Origin of the sequence: Bordetella ansorpii (assembly GCF_900078705.1) — a bacterium.
Taxonomy (GTDB): domain Bacteria; phylum Pseudomonadota; class Gammaproteobacteria; order Burkholderiales; family Burkholderiaceae_B; genus Bordetella; species Bordetella ansorpii_A.
In genome coordinates this window covers 491,057-509,099 of sequence record NZ_FKIF01000007.1, presented here as the reverse complement: position 1 = coordinate 509,099, position 18,043 = coordinate 491,057, and the positions used below count along the sequence as shown (strand labels likewise).

The following is an 18,043-nucleotide window of genomic DNA, read 5'->3' as shown; positions in this document are numbered from 1 at the left end:
GTGGCGGCGGACAGCGCCGCAAGGAAGTGCGAGCCGCCGACCGCGCCAACGGTGACGGCTCGCTGAGCAGGGGCCGCATGCCGCGGCCTCGACCCCTCGGACGAACGGCAAGGATTTTCCGACCCACCGTGCGCCCGAGTTACAACAGGAGCCATAGTAATGAATGCCAAGACCGCAGTCGACAAGGTGGCCGTTGCCACCGGTTTCTTCACCGGCCCGTTCCACCTGAGCATCGCAGGCGGGCTGGTCCAGGCGCAAGACCGCTTCGACGTCATCAATCCGGCCACCGGCAAGGTGCTCGCCCAGGCCCCGTCGGCCACGGCCGAGCAGATGGACCAGGCCATCGCCGCGGCCAATACCGCGTTCAAGAGCTGGTCCGCGCTCAGCTACGACGAGCGCCAGGGCTACCTGAACCGGTATGCCGACGCGCTGCAGGAACATCGTGACGACCTGGTTCGCCTGCTGACGCTGGAGCAGGGCAAGCCGCTGCTGACGATGGCCGCGCCGGAAGTGGACCAGGCGATCTCGTATATCCGCCAGATCGCCGCGCGCCGACTCCCGGTCGAGATCGTCGAGGAAACCGATTCCCATGTCGTCGAACTGCACCACGTGCCCCTGGGGGTCGTGGGCGGCATCACCCCGTGGAATTTCCCGGTGCTGCTGTCGCTGTGGAAGATCGCGCCCGCGCTGATCGCCGGCAATACCTTCGTGCTCAAGCCCACGCCCTTCACGCCGTTGACCGCGCTGCGCTATGGCGAGATCGCGCAACGCGTGCTTCCGCCCGGCGTGCTGTCGGTCGTGACGGGCGGCGATGCCCTCGGGCCGCAGCTGACGAACCATCCGGACATCGCCAAGATCAGCTTCACGGGATCGACCGAGACCGGCAAGCACGTGCTGCGCGCGGCGGCCGGCACGGTCAAGCGCGTGACGCTGGAGCTGGGCGGCAACGACGCGGCCATCGTGCTGCCCGATGCCGACTACAAGGCGATCGTTCCGCAACTGTTCTGGGGCGCGTTCGGACACCAGGGCCAATGGTGCGTGGGCATCAAGCGGCTGTACGTCCACCGCTCGGTCCATGCGCCGTTCGTGCAGGCGTTCGTCGACTATGCGAAGACGATCAAGGTGGGCGACGGCCTGGATCCCGACGTGGGGATGGGGCCGGTCCAGAACCGGATGCAGTTCGACAAGCTCAGGACGTTCCTGGACGACATCAAGGCCAACGGCCAGAAGATCGTGCTGGGCGGCGAGATCGACGAACGCCAGCCCGGCTACTTCTTCCCGATCACCGTGGTCGACAACCCGCCCGAGGACAGCAAGATCGTGCAGGAAGAGCAGTTCGGCCCGATCCTGCCGATCCTGGTCTACGACGACGTGGACGAGGCGGTGGACCGCGCGAACGCGTCGATCTACGGCCTGGGCGGCTCGGTCTGGGGACGCGACACGAAGGCGGCGGTCGCCGTGGCCAACCGTATCGAGGCCGGCATGGTCTGGGTCAATGAGATCCACACGCAGGGGGTGGACATTCCGTTCGGCGGGGTCAAGCAGTCCGGGCTGGGCACGGAGCACGGCCGCGAGGGGCGCGAGCTGTTCACCAACCCCAAGACGGTGCTGATCCACAAGTAGGCCGCACGATGCAGCCCTGCTGGCCGGCCGACGGGCAAGGCCGTTCGACGCGCTGGCGTGGAACGCGTTCGCGCTACTGGTCAGCAGCGATCCGGCCGGTGCGCCGACAGGGTTGGCGCTAGCGTTCCGCGCTGCCCGCGAACGTTTCCACGCAGTGATCCACGAACCCCCGTACCTTCGGATCCATATACCGGCTGGACGGGAACACCGCATGCACCGGGGCCGGCGCTTCCGCCCATCCGGGCAGCACGCCAAGCAATGATCCCCGCGCCACATACGGCCGCGCGATGAACCTGGGCAACTGCGCCACGCCCACGGCTGCCAGGGCCAGGTTCTTCGCGGAGATCGTGCTGTTGACCGCCGCGCGCGGCGCGGCCTCGATGGTGTGCGTATCCGGTCCATTCACCAGCGCCCAGCTGGACCGCCCACGCAGCGTCTTCATGATGAGATCGTGGTGCTTCAGGTCGCCCGTCTCGGATAATGCCGGCGCACGCTTCAGGTAGCCGGGTGCCGCATACAACCCATAGCCGACCTCGCCGAGCTTGCGCGCCGACAGTCCCGAGTCCGGCAACGCGCCGACGCGGATCGCGACGTCGAAGCCTTCGTGGATGATGTCGACGATACGGTTCGTGTACTCCGTTTCCACGGCCACCTTCGGCGCCAGCCGCAGGAAATCGGCGATCCATCCGTCGACGACCATCGTGCCGAATTCGCTGCCCGCCGTGACCTTGAGCAGTCCCTTGGGCTCCCGGGACTGGTGCGCCACCGCCGCCTCGGCCGCTTCCGCGGCGCTCAGGATGCAGACGGCGCGCTCGAAGTAATCGCGCCCGACTTCGGTCACGCTCAGCCGCCGCGTCGAACGGGTAAGCAACCGGGCACTGAGTTTTTCCTCCATGCGCCGCACGATGCGGCTGACGCGGGCCTTGTCGGTGCCCAGCCGCTCGGCTGCCGTCGTGAACGAGCCATCGGTCACCACCGCCACGAATGCCCGCATCTCGGATAGGTCGATTGATGTATTCATGGACAACAGTGTGTAGTTTTCCGGTCTATTTATCAATATCGGCGCCAAATCTACAGTTCTATCCACCAGGCGGCGGTATCCGAGCCGCCGCAAGCCCGGCCCGGGCAGGCCCGCCGCCGGCACCTTGAAATCGAAAGATCGAACTGTGAGGACGTGTTGAAGATAGGCATTCTGAATACTGGAAACGTGGGCAGCCGCCTGGCGCGGGCCTGGGCAACGGCGGGACATAGCCTGGTGCTGGCCAAGGACGGCGAGGACCGCAAGCTCGCGCCGCTGCTGGCCGAGCTGGGCGGCAGCGCCAGCCTGGGCTCCATCGAACAGGCGGCCGCCTTCGGCGAGGCGGCGTTGTTCTCGGTCTATTGGCCACGGGCGGACGCCGTGATCAACGCCGTCGACAAGGCGCTGGACGGCAAGGTGGTGATCGAGACCATGAATCCGCTGGGCGTCACCACCGACTTCGTCCATTTTCATGATCGGGCTTTCATGCGCGACAACTCGACCGCGCAAGCCCTGCAGAAGCGCCTGCCCGGCGCGCGGGTGGTGAAGGCGTTCAGCCTGATGGCCGCCCCGGCGCTCGAGGACGCGGCCTGGGCCGGCTCTCCGGTCAAGCCCAGCGTGCTCTACGCGACGGACGATGCCGAAGCCGGGCAGGTCGTGCGGGGCTTGATCGAGGACGCGGGCTTCAGGCCGGTGAATGCCGGTCCGCTCGAGGCTGCGCGCCAGTTGGAGCAGTTGGGCGTGCTGCTGCACCACGTCGCGCTCAACGAATTCCGTGGCGATGCGGATCTGATCCGCCTGGGCGTTTCGATCCTCGAGGCGAACCCTGGTCCCGTCATTCGCGAACGGATCGCTTGATCGGCGGCGTACGCCGCACGCACGTTGCATTGCATAGGCGGGATTCCCGCCGCATTTCTACAAAAGGATAGCCAAGATGACGCAAACCATCGGAATCATCGGCGCGGGCCTCGTCGGCAAAGCCGTCGCACACCTGGCCGTCGCGGCCGGCTACCGGGTCGTGATCAGCAACTCGCGCGGCCCCGAGTCGCTCGCGGGGTTGATCGAGGAACTGGGGCCGTTGGGCCGCGCGGGTCTGGTCGAGGAAGCGATCGCGGCGGGCGACATCGTGTCGCTGGCCATCCCCCTGGCGGCGTACGAGAGCTTGCCCGCCGACAAGCTGGTCGGCAAGGTGGTGCTGGACCAGACGAACTACTACCCCGGCATCGGCAACTTCCGCCGCGCGGATCTCGATGCGGGCGAACTGACGTCCAGCGAACTGGTGCAGCGCCATCTCCGGGGCGCGAAGGTGGTCAAGGGAATGCATAACCTGGGCTGGCACCACATGCAGTACAACGCCCGGCCGCAGGGCCATGCCGAACGGACGACGCTGCCTGTCGCGGGTGACGATGCGGTCGCCAAGCAGGCCGTCGCGCGCTTCATCCAGGCGGTCGGCTATGACGTGGTGGATGCGGGCTCGCTGGCCGAGAGCTGGCGCATCGAGCCCAATACGCCCATCTACTTCTGGCCTTACACGCCGTCGATCCCTGAAGGATTGACGGATCGCGAGGCGAAGACGGCCTACCTGCAGCCGGGCGAGCCCCTGTCCGCCAACGCGGCGCAGACGCTGATCGCCCAGACCCAGCGTCCGTCGCCCATCGGGGGAACGCTGGAAGGGCTGCCGCCGATCCACGTCGCGCTGTTTCTCGAGCTTGCCAGCGCCAACACCGTCCAGCGCTGAGGCTCGCCCACCGGGCGCCGCCATGGCTGGCGTCCGGTGACCGATGCGGGCGCGCGATCACACATTGCGCCGACGGGCGCCGACGCGTCCTGCGCCGATTGCGCGGGGCTTTCAAGGAATCATGCATGTTGAAGACACTCGCCGACAAAACGGCACTGGTGACCGGTGGCTCGCGGGGCATCGGCCGGGCGGTCGCCCAGCGGCTGGCGGCCGATGGCGCGACAGTCGCCATCACCTACAACGAGAGCCGCATGGGCGCCGAAGAAACGGTCGCGGCCATCCAGCAGGCTGGAGGCAGCGCTTTCGCGCTGCAGGCGGACCTGGCCGATGCCCACGCCATCCCGGCGCTCTTCGAGCAATTCGACCGCGAACTTGCGGACAGCAAGCGAGGCGGATCGCTCGATATCCTGGTCAACAATGCCGGCAATTCGGGGTGGGGCGCGCTGGCCGACGCCACGCCCGAGGCCTGGGACGCGATGGTCGCGGTGCATGCCCGGGCGCCGTTCTTCATGGTGCAGGCCGCGCTGGGCCGTCTGGCCGATGGCGGCCGCATCATCAACATCTCGTCGGGGGCAGGCGCGCGGCCGCTGCCGGTCGTGCCGATCTATTCCCTGGCCAAGGCCGCCATCAACAACCTGACCCATGCGCTGGCCATGGAACTCGGGCCGCGCGGAATCACGGTGAACGCCGTGGCGCCGGGGTGGATACGGACGGACATGAACGCTGCGGTTCGATCAGACGCCGGCATGGTGCGGGCCATCGAAGCCGACACCGCGCTGGGTCGCTTCGGAGAGCCCGCCGAGGTAGCGGCGGTGGTCGCATTCCTGGCGTCCAGCGAAGGCCGATGGGTGACCGCGCAGGTGATCGAGGCGAGTGGCGGCTATAAGCTCTGAGGCGCGTTCAGGCAGGCGTGCCGGACGGGATGAGGGTGGCCTTGCGATTCCGGGAAAGCGCCGCAAGCTGCCCGGTCGTCATGACGCGGCATGTATTTGCTTTCCAGTTGTCATTCGTTGTCCCTGACCTGTCCGCACTCGGCGGCTACCATGGAAGGTCCGAAATCGGTCGAAGGAGCTTTTCCATGCGCAGTGTGAAACCCCTCGGTCATGGACGGCTGGCCGCATGCATTCCGGCGATTTCCCTGGTGTTCGCGCTGGGTGCGTGCTCATCCGGCGCCAAGCCTTCCGCGGCGGCGCCGGCAAGCGGCGGCACACCCCTTGCTCGAGGAACGTCGGCCCCGCCTAGCAGTGGGCAGGCGTCTGGGTCGGCTCCCGCCGCGTCCGCGAAGATCATCGGCCTGGAAGGCCTGGGCGATCTGCGTATCGGCCAGCCCGTGCCCAAGGGCACGTCCTGGGCCGAGCGCGGCGCGCAGACCGGCGCCGAGTGCCGCACGGTCAGTTCGCCCGCCTACCCGGGCGTCTACGGCATGGCCGTCGACGGCAAGGTACAGCGCATCACCATCGGCAAGCGTTCGGACGTGACGCTGGCCGAGGGCATCGGCACCGGCGCCACCGAGAAGCAAGTGAAGCAATGGTTCGCCGGCTTCCGGGAGGAACCGCACAAGTACGAAAGCGCGCCAGCGAAGTACCTGACGGCACCGAACGCGTCCAATGGCAGTTCGGCCTTGCGCTTCGAGATCGGACAGGACGGGAAGGTCAGTTTCATCCACGTCGGCACGATGCCGGTGCTGGCCTACGTGGAAGGCTGCGCCTGACCCCGCCAGGTCCTGGCCGCCACAGATGTGAAGGGCCGCAAAGCTGGGCGGGTGATGGCCGCTGGCAAAGCGCCTGGCTTATCGAGGTCCTGAAAGGCCGACGCCGCGACCGGGCGGAAAAGCCATACCCGCTTCGGCCTGCTTTTCGCCATACGCCGTTGGTATGAGGGCTCCCACCCAAGGTCCGATTGTCCGTACCCCGCCGCCGTGAAAACCTACATGCCGCTTGGAACTATGAGGAGAGTGGCATGGCTTCGCGTCGGCAAGTCTTGGGTGCGGCATCCACGCCGCCACCCGCCTTTGCATTGAATGGTCTGTCGGGTTGCGCCTGCCGGGCCGTGTAAAGAATCGACGCCATGTCCCGTCTCTCCACGTCTTTGTCCCAAATTGCGCGGCCCATGCTGGGCGGCCGCCTCGCGCGCTTCGTTGCCTGTCTGGGCCTGTGCGCGGCGTACCTGCAGGGCGGCCTGGTCAAGCTGACCGACTTCCCGGGCGCCATCGCCGAGATGGCGCATTTCGGCCTGGCGCCGGCGCCGCTCTTCGCGGGGATGGTGATCGCGCTGGAGATCATCGCGTCCATCATGATCCTGGCCGGCTGGTACCGCTGGATCGGCGCGCTGGCGCTGGGCATCTTCACGCTGATGGCCACCTTCGTGGCCTTGCAGTTCTGGTCCATGCCCGCCGGGCAGGCCCGGTTTTTCGCGGCGAATTCGTTCTTCGAACACCTGGGCCTGGTGGGCGGGTTCCTGCTGGTGATCTGGCAGGATCTGAACGAGCGGCGGCAATAGGTTCGGCGGAGGGCGCGAAGGGCTCGCGACGTCGTCGCGCTTGCCGAGCCGTGTCCGGGGGCTGGGGGGCTGTCCCGGCCCCGGCCATCAGACGACGTTTGAAACCCGCCTGGCAAGATCGCCCTTGAGCAATTCCGCCAACCTGGCCAGGCCTTGCGTCAGGCGATGCCGGTCAATGGCCCCTCCCAACGACACACGCAGCGCCATGGGATTGAAAGACCCCGTGGAGAACGACGCCGAGTCCGTGACGCTCAACCCTTGTTGCAGCGCCGTTTGTGTCAGTCGGTAGAGGTCGATCTCGCGCGGCAACCGGAGCCAGAGGTGAAGCCCATTCGGATCGGCCTGGATATCGCCAGGCAGGACCGATGCCGCGAGGGCCTGCCGATGCCGCAACTCCTCCTTGACCTGTGCCAGCCATTGAATGGCAGCGCCCGACTCTATCCAGGCCGACGCCATCTCGGTCATCCAGGCCGTGGGCATCAGCGCCAGCGAACGCAGGGCATCGAGTACCGGACTGAGCGGCTCGCCGGAAGGCACGGCCAGGTAGGCGGTTCGAAGACCTGGCGCGATGCATTTGGATAGCGTCGAGACGTAATAAACCGGACTGGAAGCCGTACGGGCGGCCAGGGAAAACATCGTGTCCGGCGCACGCTCGGCCAGCAGCCAGTAGGGGTCATCTTCAATGACCGGCAGCGCGTATTTCTGCGCAACCCGCAACAGCTCGGTTCGCCGTTCGGTGCGCAGCGTCAGCGCGGTCGGGTTTTGAATCGTCGGATTCAGGTACAGCATCGCGGGACGATGTTGCCCGCACACGCGCTCGAGATCGGCGGGATCCATGCCCAGTTCATCCGACTTCACCCCTACGGCCCGGCGCTGGAGCAGGCGGGCGGCCGCCAGGAAGCCTGGGTAAGTCAACGCATCGCAGGCAATGGCATCTCCGGACTGGCTCCGGGCCAGAAGCAGCGCCGCGATAGCGGTTTGCGCGCCGGGGCACACCACGATCCGCTCAAGGTCCGTGTTGCCCGTCATGGGCTGCAGCCACTTCGCCCCTGCCGCACGATGCCGATTGGCCCCCGCGCCCACGTGATAGCTCATCAGATCCGCCGAGCTTGCCGCGGCCTGGGCCGCGCCGCTGGCTTGCGCGAGCATGTGCGAAAACGCCGGGCTGTTGAGCAAGGGAGGGATATTCATCCCCAGATCGATGGTTCCTCCGGTTTCCAATCCGGCGTAGGCCACATAGGTCCCCCCCGCTCCCTGCGCTTCCAGTAGCCCCTTCTGGCGGACTTCCGTGTACGCACGAGTGACGGTCGTGAGATCGACGCCCAATGCCTGGGCCAGTTCGCGCTGCGCAGGCAGGCGGTCGCCTGGCCGGAGCACACCGTCCTGCACCGCTGAGACGATTTGCGTGGCGATTTGCTGGTATCGAGAGCCCAAGCCCGCGGCAAGGGGGCGCACCCAACACATGTTTGCTTTTTTCAGGCGACGTGCGACAGGCATGCCTTCCCTTTATGTATGGATTTTTATGCAATTTTGCAGGGTTTAAAAACCATACAGTACAAGAAATTCAACTTATTGTATGGATTTGCCTATAAAATTCCGCTTGCTTGTAGGGAGTGTAGCGCCCACTCCTTGCGCCGTTCCGTGTGGCCGCTCTCAGGCAATCGACTTGATGAAGACACGGGGGACCGCTTCGGGTGGTGTCCACGAACCGTCCGATAGTGCTCACCGCGCAAGTCGTGAATGAAGCTGCTGAAGCAGCGTGTTGAGGAAATGATGGATTTCTGGGTCCCTGTGGTCTTTGGTACGTTCAAGCTCCTCGTGCTGGGCATATGCCTGTTCCTGGCCATCAAGTCCCATTACGACGGGGCGAGAAAGGAGAAGGAGAAAGAGAAGGAGATGAAAGCCCCCCGCTAGACACATCGTTGCTGTTGGAGAAGACGCCCTGATCGAGGTGTTCGATGCAACAGGGGGCAGCCTGTTCAGATGCCCGCGTCCAGATCGCCGGACGGCTTCAGCGTGCCGACCTCCCCGGCGTTCCCACGTTCGCCGAGGCGGGCTTTCCTGGCTTCGTGTCCGGCGCAGGCATTCAGTTGGACTGACCCGCAGGGGCGCGGCGGCAGCGTGGACGAAAAGGGGGGCCGATTTTCATTTGCAGGGCAAGCGGCGAGGCGCCGGCGGCAGGGCGGCGGGGTGTCAGGCCGGGCCCCGCGCGGACCGGTCATGCGCCGGATCGGCCAGCGGCCCGAAGCGCTCGGCATACAGCCCGCGCGCCCAGTCGATGAATACGCGCACCCGGGGCGACAACTGGCGGTGAAATGGATACAGCGCACTGACCGGCAGCGCGGGGCATTCCCATTCGGGCAGCACCTGCACCAGCCGGCCCGCCTGCAGATGCTCTTCCAGGCGGAAGCGCGGCACCTGGATCAGCCCGCAACCCGACAGGGCGGCGCTGGTGTAGCACTCGGCATCGCTGACGGACAGCCAGCCATTGGCCGGAAACTCGACGAGTTCGCCATCCATGAACACGGTGAACGGATAGCGGCTGTCGTTGCCGCGGGAAAAGAAGCCGATGCCTTGATGCCGGGCCAGTTCGCTCGGATGGCGCGGCGTGCCGTGGCGAGCCAGGTATTCGGGACTGGCGCAGATGATTTCCGGCATGTCGGCCAGCTTGCGCACCACCAGCGACGAATCGCGCGGCTGGCCGGCCCGCACGACGCAGTCGATCCCTTCCTTGACCAGATCCACCAGGCGGTCGCCGCTGCTGATCACGACGTCGATGCGCGGATAGCGATCCCGGAATTCGACGATGCGGGGCAGGATGATCACGGTGGCGTGCACGCCGTGCAGATCGAGCCGCAGCGTGCCGTGGGGGTTGGCGACCTGCGTGCTCAGGGAGGTTTCGGCGTCTTCCAGCTCGGCCAGGATGCGCTTGCTGCGCTCGTAGAAGGCCTGTCCGTCCAGCGTGGGCGTGACCTGGCGCGTGGTGCGGTCCAGCAGCCGGGCCCCCAGCCGCTTCTCCAATGCCTTGATGGCGTGCGTGGCGGTGGCGCGCGGGATGTCCAGCACGTTGGCGGCGTCCGTGAAGCTGCCGAGTTCCACGATGCGGGTGAACAGATGCAGGGCGTCGAGACGGTCCATGGCGCGGCTATTGTTGATTTTTGTTGAATTAACAAGCCAATTCTCTGGCATTTATCTCTATGGCGTCAACGACCATGATGGTGTCCATGGCGGCGCCCGCGGAAACCCCGGGGGCGGCAGGCCTTCCGATTCCACGCCTTTTTCGAGGAAACCATCATGAACTCCACGCATTCATCGTCGCCGCCGGCCGCCATCGTGACGGGCGCCTCACGCGGCATCGGCCGCACCATCGCCCTGCGCCTGGCGACCGATGGCTACCGGGTCGTCGTCAACTATGCCGGCAACACCGCCCGGGCCCGGGACGTCGTGGCCGAGATCGAACGCGCAGGCGGCCAGGCGATTGCCGTCCAGGCCGACGTGGCGCGCAACGATCAGGTCCAGGCGCTCTTCGGCGCCGCGCGGGACGCCTTCGGGGGCGTGGACGCGGTGGTGCACAGCGCCGGCGTGATGTCGCTGGCCCCGATCACGCCGGAAAGCCTCGACATCTTCGAGCGCATGGTGCAGACCAACCTGCGCGGCGCGTTCCTGGTGCTGGCGCATGCCGCCCAGCAGGTGCGCTCGGGCGGCCGCATCGTGGCGCTGTCCACCAGCGTGATCGCCAAATCGTTCCCGCAGTACGGTCCCTACATCGCCGCCAAGGCTGGCGTGGAAGGGCTGGTGCGCGTGCTGGCCAACGAGATGCGCGGCCGGGGCGTCTCGGTCAATGCCGTGGCGCCCGGCCCGGTGGCCACCGAGCTGTTCCTGCAAGGCAAGACCGACGAGCAGATCGCCCAACTGAGCAAGGTGCCGCCGCTGGAACGCCTGGGCCAGCCCGAGGACATCGCCGGGGCCGTGTCCTTCCTGCTGGGCGCCGATGGCGCCTGGATCAACGGGCAGGTGCTGCGCGCCAATGGCGGCTTCGTCTGAGCACGGCCGACCCTTTCCAGGAGAATCCCATGAAACAGATCATCCTGATCACTGGCGCGTCCAGCGGCTTCGGCGCGCTCGGCGCGCGTGCGCTGGCCGCGGCGGGCCATGTCGTGTACGCGGGCATGCGCGATACGCAGGGGCGCAATGCCTCGCAGGTCGCCGCCTTGCAGGATCATGCCCTGCAGCATCACGTGGCCTTGAACGCGATCGAACTGGACGTGCAGTCCGAAGCTTCGGCGCAGGCCGCCGTCGACCACATCATCGCGCGGCAGGGCCGGCTGGACGTGCTGATCCACAACGCCGGGCACATGGTGTTCGGTCCTTCCGAGGCCTTCACGCCCGAGCAGTTGGCACGGGTCTATGACGTCAACGTGCTGGGCACGCAACGTGTCAACCGCGCGGCCTTGCCGCACCTGCGCAGGCAGGAGCAGGGCCTGGTGCTGTGGGTCGGCAGCAGCAGCCATCGGGGCGGCACGCCGCCTTATCTGGGACCGTACTTCGCCGCCAAGGCCGCCATGGATGCGCTTGCCGTCAGCTACGCGGGCGAGCTGGCGCGCTGGGGCGTCGAGACCAGCATTCTCGTGCCCGGCGCCTTCACCAAGGGCACCAACCATTTCGCGCACAGCGGCCGTCCCGCCGATACCGAACGCGAGCAGGCCTATGCGCGGCAGGCCTACGCGGGGTTCGAGCAAGAGGTGCTGACGGGCCTGGCCGCTTGCGAGCCGAGGGACGCCGATGTGGCCACGGTGGCCCAGGCCATGGTCGATATCGTCGGCAGTCCCCATGGCGGCCGCCCGTTCCGGGTGCACGTCGATCCGTCGGATGACGGGTGCGAGGTGGTCAACGCGGTGGCGGACCGCGTCCGCGCCGAGTTCCTGCGGCGCATCGGCCTGGCCGATCTGCTGTCGCCGCGCCAAGCCGTCGCCAACCAAGGAGTGACTCATGGCCGTTGATGCCAAACATCTGAAAGTCGTGGTCGGCGAGTCGGTCATCGCCTCGTCGGCCGCCACCCTGAGCGTGATGGCGCTGGAAGTGCCGGTCTGGGCCATGTTCGTCGGCTGGATCTCTTTCTTCACCCGTGGCTTGAACCTGCGGCAAGGGGCGGTCAACCTGGCCTGCGTGATGATCGGCGTGCTGCTGGGCATGGGCGCGGCGCACGCCACCGCGGCGCTGACGCCCCTGCTGGGCGGCTATGCGATCACTGCTGTGGTGTTCGCGATCACGAGCATCGTGCTGTGCTTGGCCCGGGCGCCGGTCTTCAACAATCTGCTGGGCATTTTCCTGGGATTGGTGGCGTATTTCGCCTCGCACCAGCCCGCGTCGCCGTCGACCTTCGGCATGCTGGCCACGGCGGCCACGCTTGGGGCGGTAGCCGCGTATCTGGCCCACGCCTTGCAGAAGCGCATTCACCAGGGCGCCGCGCACTGACGCCACGCGCCGCGCGGCGGCACACGGGGCCGCCGCGTTCTCCTCGTTTTCCGTGCGTCGCCGCACGTCCCTTCAAGGATCATTGACATGGAAGCCCCGCGTACCCCCTCCGCATCGTCTGCCCGGCATACGTCCGCCGGGGATCAACGCCTGTTGTTTCCGGCACTCGGCGCCCTGTGCGCCCGCGCCGAGCCGTATCTGTACGCGCTGCTGCGCGCGGCCTTCGGCATCATCATGCTGACCCATGGCCTGCCCAAGGTGATGGGGGCGTCGCATGGCTCGATGGCCGATCCCATGGCCGGGTCCATCAACCTGATCCAGAACGTCATGGGTCTGCCATTCGCGCCCCAGCTCGCCTTCCTGGTGATGTTGCTGGAAAGCGCCGGCGCCATCATGCTGGCCGTCGGATTGTGGACGCGCCTGGTGGCGGTGCTGATCGTGGCCGAGATGGCCGCCATCAGCTATGCGCTGGGGCCGACCTGGCCCTGGATCGACCGTGGCATCGAGTATCCGGTGCTGATGGGATTCCTGGCGCTGTACATGGTGGCGCGCGGCAGCGGCCGGTGGGCGCTGGAGCGCAGGCTGGGCTGGGCGGTCTGATCCGTCCAGTACAGCGCCCACGCCAGGCCGGGCGTGGGGCGCAGGCGGCCGTGCGCTACTGTACCGCCTTCACCACGTCGATCAGCGCCCGCAAGGCGGGCGGCACGTGCCGGTTGGCGGGGAAGTACAGGAACAGCCCCGGAATCGGCGGGCACCAGTCCCGCAGGATGGCCACCAACTGCTTCGTCTTCAGCAGGGGCGCGGCGTAAGGCTCGGGCACGTAGGCGATACCCAGCCCGTCCGCCGCGGCCTCGACCATCAACTGATTGTTGTCCAGCGTCAGCGTGCCGGGCACATCGACGGCCACTTCTTGATCGCGCTTCTTGAATTCCCAGCGGTAGCGCTTGCCGCTGGGCAGGCGCTGGCGGATGCACTGGTGGCGGCTCAGGCCGTCCGGCGTGCGGGGCGCGGGATGGCTGGCCAGGTAGGCCGGCGCCGCGACGGCCAGGAAGCGCAGGTCCGGGCCCAGGCGCACGGCCACCATGTCCTTGGGTACGGCCTCTGCCAGGCGGATGCCCGCGTCGAAACCGCGTTCCACGATGTCGACCAGTTGGCCTTCGGCGGACAGGTCGAGCTCGATGCGTGGGTAGAGCGATCGCAGGCGCGGCACGACGGTCTGCAGCAGCAGCCGGATCGCGCCCTCGCTGCCGTTGATGCGCACCACGCCGCCAGGCTGCCCGGCCGCCGCCGTGGCGTCGGAAAGCGCGGCGTCCAGGTCGGCCAGGACGGGCGTAAGGCGCGCCAGCAGGCGTTCGCCTTCCTGCGTCAACGACACGCTGCGCGTGGTGCGGTTCAGCAGGCGCACGCCCAGGCTGGCCTCCAGGCCGCGCATGGCCAGGCTGAGCGCGGAGTGGGAGACGCCCATGACGTCGGCGGCGCGGCGAAAGCTGCGGTGCGCCGCCACGGCGACGAAGGCATTGAGGTCGGTCAGCGTAGGCGATTTCATTGGTCCAGTTTACTCACCGATTCATGCTGGATAAATGGGGTTCTCGAACCAGTGCGCCGTCCCTACCATGGCTTCAGGCAAATCAGACCAGGAGTCAATCATGAGCAAGACGTGGTTCATCACCGGCGCATCGGCGGGGTTGGGCAGGTTGCTGACGGAGCGCCTGCTGGCGCGCGGCGACCGGGTCGTGGCCACGCTGCGGCGCGAAGGCGCGCTGGACGATCTCCGATCCCGGCACGGCGGCGCGCTGCGCGTGCTGAAGCTGGACGTGACGGACACGCAGGCGGTCCGCGCGGGCGTGGACGAGTCGTTCCAGGCCATGGGACGTATCGACGTGGTGGTCAGCAACGCGGCCTATGGCCTGTTCGGCGCGGCCGAGGAACTGACGGACGCGCAGATCGCCAGGCAGATCGCGACCAACCTGACGGGATCCATCCAGTTGATCCGCGCGGCGCTGCCGCACCTGCGCGGGCAGGGCGGCGGGCGCATCGTGCAGGTGTCGTCCGAAGGCGGGCAGATCGCGTATCCCAACTTCAGTCTGTATCACGCCACCAAATGGGGCATCGAGGGCTTCGTCGAGTCGGTGGCGCAGGAGGTGGCGCCGTTCGGCATCGACTGCCTGATCGTCGAACCGGGCCCCACGCATACGAACTTCGGCGCGAACCTGGATCAGGCCGAGCCGATGGCCTGCTATGCCGATACGCCTTCGGGCGCGGTGCGGCGGGCCATCGCGCGAGGCGATTTCGCGGCGTTCGGCGATGCCGCCAAGACGGTGGACGCGATGATCCCCGTGATGGACGCGCCGAACCCGCCGATGCGGCTGGCGTTGGGCTTGTCGGCCTATGAGTCGATCCGCAAGGCTCTCGCGCAGCGCCTGGGCGCCGTCGAGGCCCAACGCGATGCGGCGTTGTCCGTGATGCCGTAGTGGCCAGGGCGCGCGTAGCGGCTGGCGCGCCGCCAGTCGATTCTTTTCCGCAGCAGGAGCATGACGATGTTCGGAGCAGGACAATGCGTGGCCGCGGCGATTCTGGCCTTGCCCTGGGCGGCCTGGGCGCAGGCGCCCAACCAGGTGCTGGGCACGTGGCGCATGGTGTCGGCCCAGGTCGAGCAGGAGGGGGGAACACGGCCCGCTTATGGCGCGCAGCCCAACGGCATGCTGGTCTTTACGGCTGACATGCATTTCGTCGAGGTGCTGACCGATGCGAGCCTTCCCAGGTTCGCCTCCAGCGCGCGCGGGCAGGGCACGGCGCGGGAGAACCAGGCCGCGATGGCGGGCAGCATCGGGTTCTTCGGCACCTATACCGTGGACGAGAACGGTGAGTTCAGCGGCAACCGGGTCACCGGCTCGACCTTTCCCAATTGGGTCGGCAGCACGCGAACCCGCAAGGAACTGCGCCTGGTCGTGGAGGGTGACCGGATGACGGAGCATTTCCAGCGGCCCGAAGGCAGCCGGGTCCACATCGTCTGGCAGCGCGTGAGGTGAAAGGGGCGCCCAGTGCGCCGATTGCCCGGGGTTTTCAGGCCCCGCAATAACCGGGCTGATCGATGTCCGCCAGCAAGTGCGGTCCAGCGGGCTGCCAGCCCAGCACGCCACGCGTGTGGCGGCTGGCGGCGGGCATGTCCGCGCCGGCGAAATCCGCGAACCAGCCGAAATGCGCGCGGTCCCGGGATTCGACCGGCACGCCCAGGCGGTTGCCGATGGCCCGTGCGATGTCGCGCATGGGGATGCCTTCTTCCGCGATGGCGTGATATACGGGTTCGGTCACGCCGCTTTCCAGCGCCAGGCGGTACAGCCGGCCCGCGTCCGACACATGCACCGCGGGCCAGCGGTTGGCGCCCTCGCCGATGTAGGCCGACACCCCCGTCTGGCGCGCCAGGCCGATCAGGATGGGGATGAACCCGTGGTCGCCCACGCCATGCACCGAAGGCGCCAGCCGCACGGTGGCCGCGCGCAGGCCGCGCTGGGCCAGGGCGATGGCGGCGGCCTCGGAGCGGCGGGGGTAATCGGCGTGGGACGCCGGCGGCAGGTCGGCCTCGGTGGCCACGCGGCCGGGCGCAAGCAGCGCCACGCCGGAGGTCACCAGCAGCGGCTTGTCCGTGCCCGCCAGGGCCTCGCCCAGCACCTCGATGGCGCGCTGGTCCTGTCTGGCGTTGTCGGCGAATCTGGAGAAGTCGTGGTTGAACGCGGTGTGGATGACGGCGTCGGACCCGCTGGCCGCGTCAGCCAATCGATCCAGGTCGTCCAGGGTGGCGCGCAGCACCTGCGCGCCGGACTGCGCCAGCCGCGCCGCCTTTTCTTCCGAGCGGGACAGGCCCAGCACCTGGTGTCCCGCATCCAGCAGTTCCCTGACCACTCGCGAGCCGACCCAGCCCGTGGCGCCCGTGACGAATACACGCATATGCACCTCCTGTTTCTGTGTGCGAGCGCAGTGTGGGCGGGTTTATCATCCTGTTAAAGACGAGAGATTATCCAGGTATAAGATTCAACAGGATCGGCCCATGAGCAACGATTCCACGCTGGGCGCCTATCTGCGCGAGCGGCGCACGCGCCTCGATCCCGCTGCGCTGGGCTATCCCGCCGGACGGCGGCGTACGCCCGGGCTGCGGCGCGAAGAGGTCGCGCAGCGCGCCAACATCAGCCCCACCTGGTATAGCTGGCTGGAACAGGGCCGGGGCGGCGCGCCGTCGGCGCAGGTGCTCGACCGCATCGCGCAGGCGCTGATGCTGACCGAGATCGAGCGCGAGCACCTGTTCCTGCTGGGCCTGGGACGGCCGCCGGAAGTGCGGTATCGCCCGACCGGGGGCGTCACGCCCAGGCTGCAGCGCGTGCTGGACGCCATGGACGCCTGTCCGGCGATGATACGCACGGCCACGTGGGACATCGTGGCCTGGAACCTGGCGGCCACAGTGGTGCTGAGCGACTACGGCGCCATGCCGCCGGAACGCCGCAACGTGCTGCGCCAGATCTTCCTGAATCCCCGGGCGCGCGAGATCAACTTCGATTGGGAGGCCGTGGCGCGCTTCGTGGTGGGCGTGTTTCGCGGCGATGCGGCGCGTGCGGGCGCGGCGCAGACCGTGCAGCCGATGGTGGACGAGCTGTGCCGCGACAGCCCCGAGTTCGCCGCCATGTGGCGCGACAAGGACGTGCTCGGCTTTGGCGAGGGCGTGAAGCGGTTGCGCCACCCCGTGCTGGGCACGATCGCGCTGGAGTATTCGTCCTTCTCGGTGGACGGCCGGCCGGATCTGGCGATGCTGGTCTATCACCCCGTGGAGCAGGCGGATGCGATGAAAATCCGTGAATCGATGCGGGCGGCTGATATCAGGCCGCGGCCAGCGTGACGCGCGTGGCGCCGCCTGCGTAGTGGCCCACCACCGTGACGCCCGCTCGTGGCAGGTCGAAAGGCCTGGCGATGGCGCCGGCGGTGACGATTTCGCCCTGGCGCAGCGTGATACCGCGTTCGCGGGCGAAGTCGAACAGATAGCGCAGCGAGTCCAGGGGATACGACAGGTCGTCGCCGCTGAGCGCCACGGCGTGCTCGACGCCGTCGACCTCGATACGGGCGCTGGGAATCACGTCGTCGATGGACGTGGCGGCAATTTCCGCGCCCAGCACGAAGGCGTCGAAGCCCACGCCATCGCCCACGAAGCTGGGCAGGCCCACGGCGCGGCGGTCGAGGTAGCGCGATTGCACCAGTTCGAAGGCCGTGTGCACGCTGGCGGCGGCGTCCAGCACGTTGGCGGGCGCGTCGCCCGGGGCGATGTCGCGCGCGAGGACGAAGGCGATTTCGAACTCCACGGTGAAGGCCGTCTCAGGGCGGGTCAGGCGCACGGTGGCGCCGTCGGCGTGCACGCGCGCTTTCAGCAGGCGGCCGATCAGCGGACGCCGCAGGTTCGAGGCCCGCAGGCTGGCGGGGCTGCCCAGCCCGAGTTTCCAGCCGGCCGTGGGCGTGTCCAGGGCGGCGATGAAGCAGTCCTGCAACCGATAGCCCTGGTCGAGGTCGGCGGGGCGCTGGCCGGCGGGCAATTCCTTCAATTGCGGCGCGCCGCGCCAGGCGCGGGCCAGCAGGGCGGCGGCGGGGGCGGGATCGTAGTCGGTGGTGTTCAAGCGGTTGCTTCCGGTGATGAAAAGGGCGCCGGGGACGGC

Annotated in this window: 20 protein-coding genes; 14 read left to right on the top strand and 6 right to left on the bottom strand. The window is 67.7% G+C overall.

Translation table 11 applies throughout. From position 1 onward, the window contains the following. Nucleotides 1-159 precede the first annotated feature (159 nt). Complete coding sequence (locus A6745_RS18060) at nucleotides 160-1,623, top strand: aldehyde dehydrogenase family protein (protein WP_066130139.1); 1,464 nt, start codon at nucleotides 160-162, stop codon at nucleotides 1,621-1,623. A 118-nt stretch (nucleotides 1,624-1,741) separates the two neighbouring features. On the opposite strand, the gene A6745_RS18055 is transcribed toward A6745_RS18060, so the two are convergent. Next, nucleotides 1,742-2,644 carry a LysR family transcriptional regulator gene (locus A6745_RS18055; protein WP_066130137.1) on the bottom strand — a complete coding sequence of 301 codons (903 nt, stop codon included), beginning with the start codon at nucleotides 2,642-2,644 and terminating at the stop codon, nucleotides 1,742-1,744. A gap of 153 nt (nucleotides 2,645-2,797) precedes the next feature. On the opposite strand from A6745_RS18055, the gene A6745_RS18050 reads away from it, so the two are divergent. The 5 genes from A6745_RS18050 (at nucleotide 2,798) to A6745_RS18030 (ending at nucleotide 6,878) form a co-directional block, all read left to right on the top strand. Further along, nucleotides 2,798-3,499 (top strand): NADPH-dependent F420 reductase, encoded by a 702-nt coding sequence (locus tag A6745_RS18050; RefSeq protein ID WP_269148909.1) that lies wholly within the window; start codon nucleotides 2,798-2,800, stop codon nucleotides 3,497-3,499. Between the two features lie 76 nt (nucleotides 3,500-3,575). Then, on the top strand, nucleotides 3,576-4,379 hold the full coding sequence (locus A6745_RS18045; RefSeq protein ID WP_066130132.1) for an NADPH-dependent F420 reductase: 804 nt from the start codon (nucleotides 3,576-3,578) through the stop codon (nucleotides 4,377-4,379). Between the two features lie 125 nt (nucleotides 4,380-4,504). Then, a complete protein-coding gene (locus A6745_RS18040) occupies nucleotides 4,505-5,272 on the top strand; it encodes an SDR family NAD(P)-dependent oxidoreductase (protein WP_066130129.1) in 768 nt (255 codons plus the stop codon). Nucleotides 5,273-5,457: 185 nt separating this feature from the next. Further along, nucleotides 5,458-6,090: a hypothetical protein gene (locus tag A6745_RS18035; RefSeq protein ID WP_066130126.1), complete on the top strand. Its 633-nt coding sequence runs from the start codon at nucleotides 5,458-5,460 to the stop codon at nucleotides 6,088-6,090. 356 nt (nucleotides 6,091-6,446) lie between these two features. Next, nucleotides 6,447-6,878: a DoxX family protein gene (locus A6745_RS18030; protein ID WP_066130122.1), complete on the top strand. Its 432-nt coding sequence runs from the start codon at nucleotides 6,447-6,449 to the stop codon at nucleotides 6,876-6,878. A gap of 87 nt (nucleotides 6,879-6,965) precedes the next feature. Here A6745_RS18030 and A6745_RS18025 read toward each other — a convergent pair whose 3' ends face one another. Continuing rightward, complete coding sequence (locus A6745_RS18025; protein ID WP_066130120.1) at nucleotides 6,966-8,375, bottom strand: aminotransferase-like domain-containing protein; 1,410 nt, start codon at nucleotides 8,373-8,375, stop codon at nucleotides 6,966-6,968. Nucleotides 8,376-8,618: 243 nt separating this feature from the next. Between A6745_RS18025 and A6745_RS29085 the strand changes: the two genes are divergently transcribed. After that, the gene (locus tag A6745_RS29085; protein ID WP_197488185.1) at nucleotides 8,619-8,792 is read left to right on the top strand and encodes a hypothetical protein; all 174 of its coding nucleotides are present in this window, start codon (nucleotides 8,619-8,621) and stop codon (nucleotides 8,790-8,792) included. A 279-nt stretch (nucleotides 8,793-9,071) separates the two neighbouring features. On the opposite strand, the gene A6745_RS18020 is transcribed toward A6745_RS29085, so the two are convergent. After that, complete coding sequence (locus A6745_RS18020; RefSeq protein WP_066130118.1) at nucleotides 9,072-10,016, bottom strand: LysR family transcriptional regulator; 945 nt, start codon at nucleotides 10,014-10,016, stop codon at nucleotides 9,072-9,074. A 156-nt stretch (nucleotides 10,017-10,172) separates the two neighbouring features. Here A6745_RS18020 and A6745_RS18015 point away from each other — a divergent pair, with 156 nt between their 5' ends. The 4 genes from A6745_RS18015 to A6745_RS18000 all read left to right on the top strand — a co-directional run bounded on the left by A6745_RS18015 (nucleotide 10,173) and on the right by A6745_RS18000 (nucleotide 12,953). Next, on the top strand, nucleotides 10,173-10,922 hold the full coding sequence (locus A6745_RS18015; protein ID WP_066130116.1) for an SDR family oxidoreductase: 750 nt from the start codon (nucleotides 10,173-10,175) through the stop codon (nucleotides 10,920-10,922). 29 nt (nucleotides 10,923-10,951) lie between these two features. Continuing rightward, entirely contained in the window at nucleotides 10,952-11,878 is a 927-nt protein-coding gene (locus A6745_RS18010; RefSeq protein ID WP_066130114.1) for an SDR family NAD(P)-dependent oxidoreductase, read from the top strand. Beyond that, nucleotides 11,868-12,353: a DUF1097 domain-containing protein gene (locus tag A6745_RS18005; protein WP_066130112.1), complete on the top strand. Its 486-nt coding sequence runs from the start codon at nucleotides 11,868-11,870 to the stop codon at nucleotides 12,351-12,353. Before A6745_RS18010 ends, A6745_RS18005 begins: the two co-directional genes overlap by 11 nt. 87 nt (nucleotides 12,354-12,440) lie before the next feature. After that, the gene (locus tag A6745_RS18000; RefSeq protein ID WP_082853126.1) at nucleotides 12,441-12,953 is read left to right on the top strand and encodes a DoxX family protein; all 513 of its coding nucleotides are present in this window, start codon (nucleotides 12,441-12,443) and stop codon (nucleotides 12,951-12,953) included. Between the two features lie 55 nt (nucleotides 12,954-13,008). Here A6745_RS18000 and A6745_RS17995 read toward each other — a convergent pair whose 3' ends face one another. Then, complete coding sequence (locus tag A6745_RS17995) at nucleotides 13,009-13,899, bottom strand: LysR family transcriptional regulator (protein ID WP_066130110.1); 891 nt, start codon at nucleotides 13,897-13,899, stop codon at nucleotides 13,009-13,011. 100 nt (nucleotides 13,900-13,999) lie between these two features. Here A6745_RS17995 and A6745_RS17990 point away from each other — a divergent pair, with 100 nt between their 5' ends. Beyond that, complete coding sequence (locus A6745_RS17990) at nucleotides 14,000-14,824, top strand: SDR family oxidoreductase (protein ID WP_066130107.1); 825 nt, start codon at nucleotides 14,000-14,002, stop codon at nucleotides 14,822-14,824. Nucleotides 14,825-14,890: 66 nt separating this feature from the next. Then, entirely contained in the window at nucleotides 14,891-15,382 is a 492-nt protein-coding gene (locus tag A6745_RS17985; protein ID WP_197488184.1) for a lipocalin-like domain-containing protein, read from the top strand. A 34-nt stretch (nucleotides 15,383-15,416) separates the two neighbouring features. On the opposite strand, the gene A6745_RS17980 is transcribed toward A6745_RS17985, so the two are convergent. Next, nucleotides 15,417-16,298 carry an SDR family oxidoreductase gene (locus A6745_RS17980; RefSeq protein ID WP_066130101.1) on the bottom strand — a complete coding sequence of 294 codons (882 nt, stop codon included), beginning with the start codon at nucleotides 16,296-16,298 and terminating at the stop codon, nucleotides 15,417-15,419. 100 nt (nucleotides 16,299-16,398) lie between these two features. Here A6745_RS17980 and A6745_RS17975 point away from each other — a divergent pair, with 100 nt between their 5' ends. Beyond that, nucleotides 16,399-17,238 carry a helix-turn-helix transcriptional regulator gene (locus tag A6745_RS17975; protein WP_066130097.1) on the top strand — a complete coding sequence of 280 codons (840 nt, stop codon included), beginning with the start codon at nucleotides 16,399-16,401 and terminating at the stop codon, nucleotides 17,236-17,238. Here A6745_RS17975 and A6745_RS17970 read toward each other — a convergent pair. Further along, nucleotides 17,219-18,004, bottom strand: a complete 786-nt coding sequence (locus A6745_RS17970) for a 2-keto-4-pentenoate hydratase (protein ID WP_066130094.1) — start codon at nucleotides 18,002-18,004, stop codon at nucleotides 17,219-17,221. The two genes, A6745_RS17975 and A6745_RS17970, sit on opposite strands and share 20 nt — an antisense overlap. Nucleotides 18,005-18,043 lie beyond the last annotated feature (39 nt).

Bases quoted from the DNA above. Each gene is read 5' to 3' on its own strand.
- A6745_RS18060 (WP_066130139.1), top strand. From the start codon at position 160: ATGAATGCCAAGACCGCAGTCGACAAGGTGGCCGTTGCCACCGGTTTC.
- A6745_RS18055 (WP_066130137.1), bottom strand. From the start codon at position 2,644: ATGAATACATCAATCGACCTATCCGAGATGCGGGCATTCGTGGCGGTG.
- A6745_RS18045 (WP_066130132.1), top strand. From the start codon at position 3,576: ATGACGCAAACCATCGGAATCATCGGCGCGGGCCTCGTCGGCAAAGCC.
- A6745_RS18040 (WP_066130129.1), top strand. From the start codon at position 4,505: ATGTTGAAGACACTCGCCGACAAAACGGCACTGGTGACCGGTGGCTCG.
- A6745_RS18035 (WP_066130126.1), top strand. From the start codon at position 5,458: ATGCGCAGTGTGAAACCCCTCGGTCATGGACGGCTGGCCGCATGCATT.
- A6745_RS18030 (WP_066130122.1), top strand. From the start codon at position 6,447: ATGTCCCGTCTCTCCACGTCTTTGTCCCAAATTGCGCGGCCCATGCTG.
- A6745_RS18025 (WP_066130120.1), bottom strand. From the start codon at position 8,375: ATGCCTGTCGCACGTCGCCTGAAAAAAGCAAACATGTGTTGGGTGCGC.
- A6745_RS29085 (WP_197488185.1), top strand. From the start codon at position 8,619: ATGAAGCTGCTGAAGCAGCGTGTTGAGGAAATGATGGATTTCTGGGTC.
- A6745_RS18020 (WP_066130118.1), bottom strand. From the start codon at position 10,016: ATGGACCGTCTCGACGCCCTGCATCTGTTCACCCGCATCGTGGAACTC.
- A6745_RS18015 (WP_066130116.1), top strand. From the start codon at position 10,173: ATGAACTCCACGCATTCATCGTCGCCGCCGGCCGCCATCGTGACGGGC.
- A6745_RS18010 (WP_066130114.1), top strand. From the start codon at position 10,952: ATGAAACAGATCATCCTGATCACTGGCGCGTCCAGCGGCTTCGGCGCG.
- A6745_RS18005 (WP_066130112.1), top strand. From the start codon at position 11,868: ATGGCCGTTGATGCCAAACATCTGAAAGTCGTGGTCGGCGAGTCGGTC.
- A6745_RS18000 (WP_082853126.1), top strand. From the start codon at position 12,441: ATGGAAGCCCCGCGTACCCCCTCCGCATCGTCTGCCCGGCATACGTCC.
- A6745_RS17995 (WP_066130110.1), bottom strand. From the start codon at position 13,899: ATGAAATCGCCTACGCTGACCGACCTCAATGCCTTCGTCGCCGTGGCG.
- A6745_RS17990 (WP_066130107.1), top strand. From the start codon at position 14,000: ATGAGCAAGACGTGGTTCATCACCGGCGCATCGGCGGGGTTGGGCAGG.
- A6745_RS17985 (WP_197488184.1), top strand. From the start codon at position 14,891: ATGTTCGGAGCAGGACAATGCGTGGCCGCGGCGATTCTGGCCTTGCCC.
- A6745_RS17980 (WP_066130101.1), bottom strand. From the start codon at position 16,298: ATGCGTGTATTCGTCACGGGCGCCACGGGCTGGGTCGGCTCGCGAGTG.
- A6745_RS17975 (WP_066130097.1), top strand. From the start codon at position 16,399: ATGAGCAACGATTCCACGCTGGGCGCCTATCTGCGCGAGCGGCGCACG.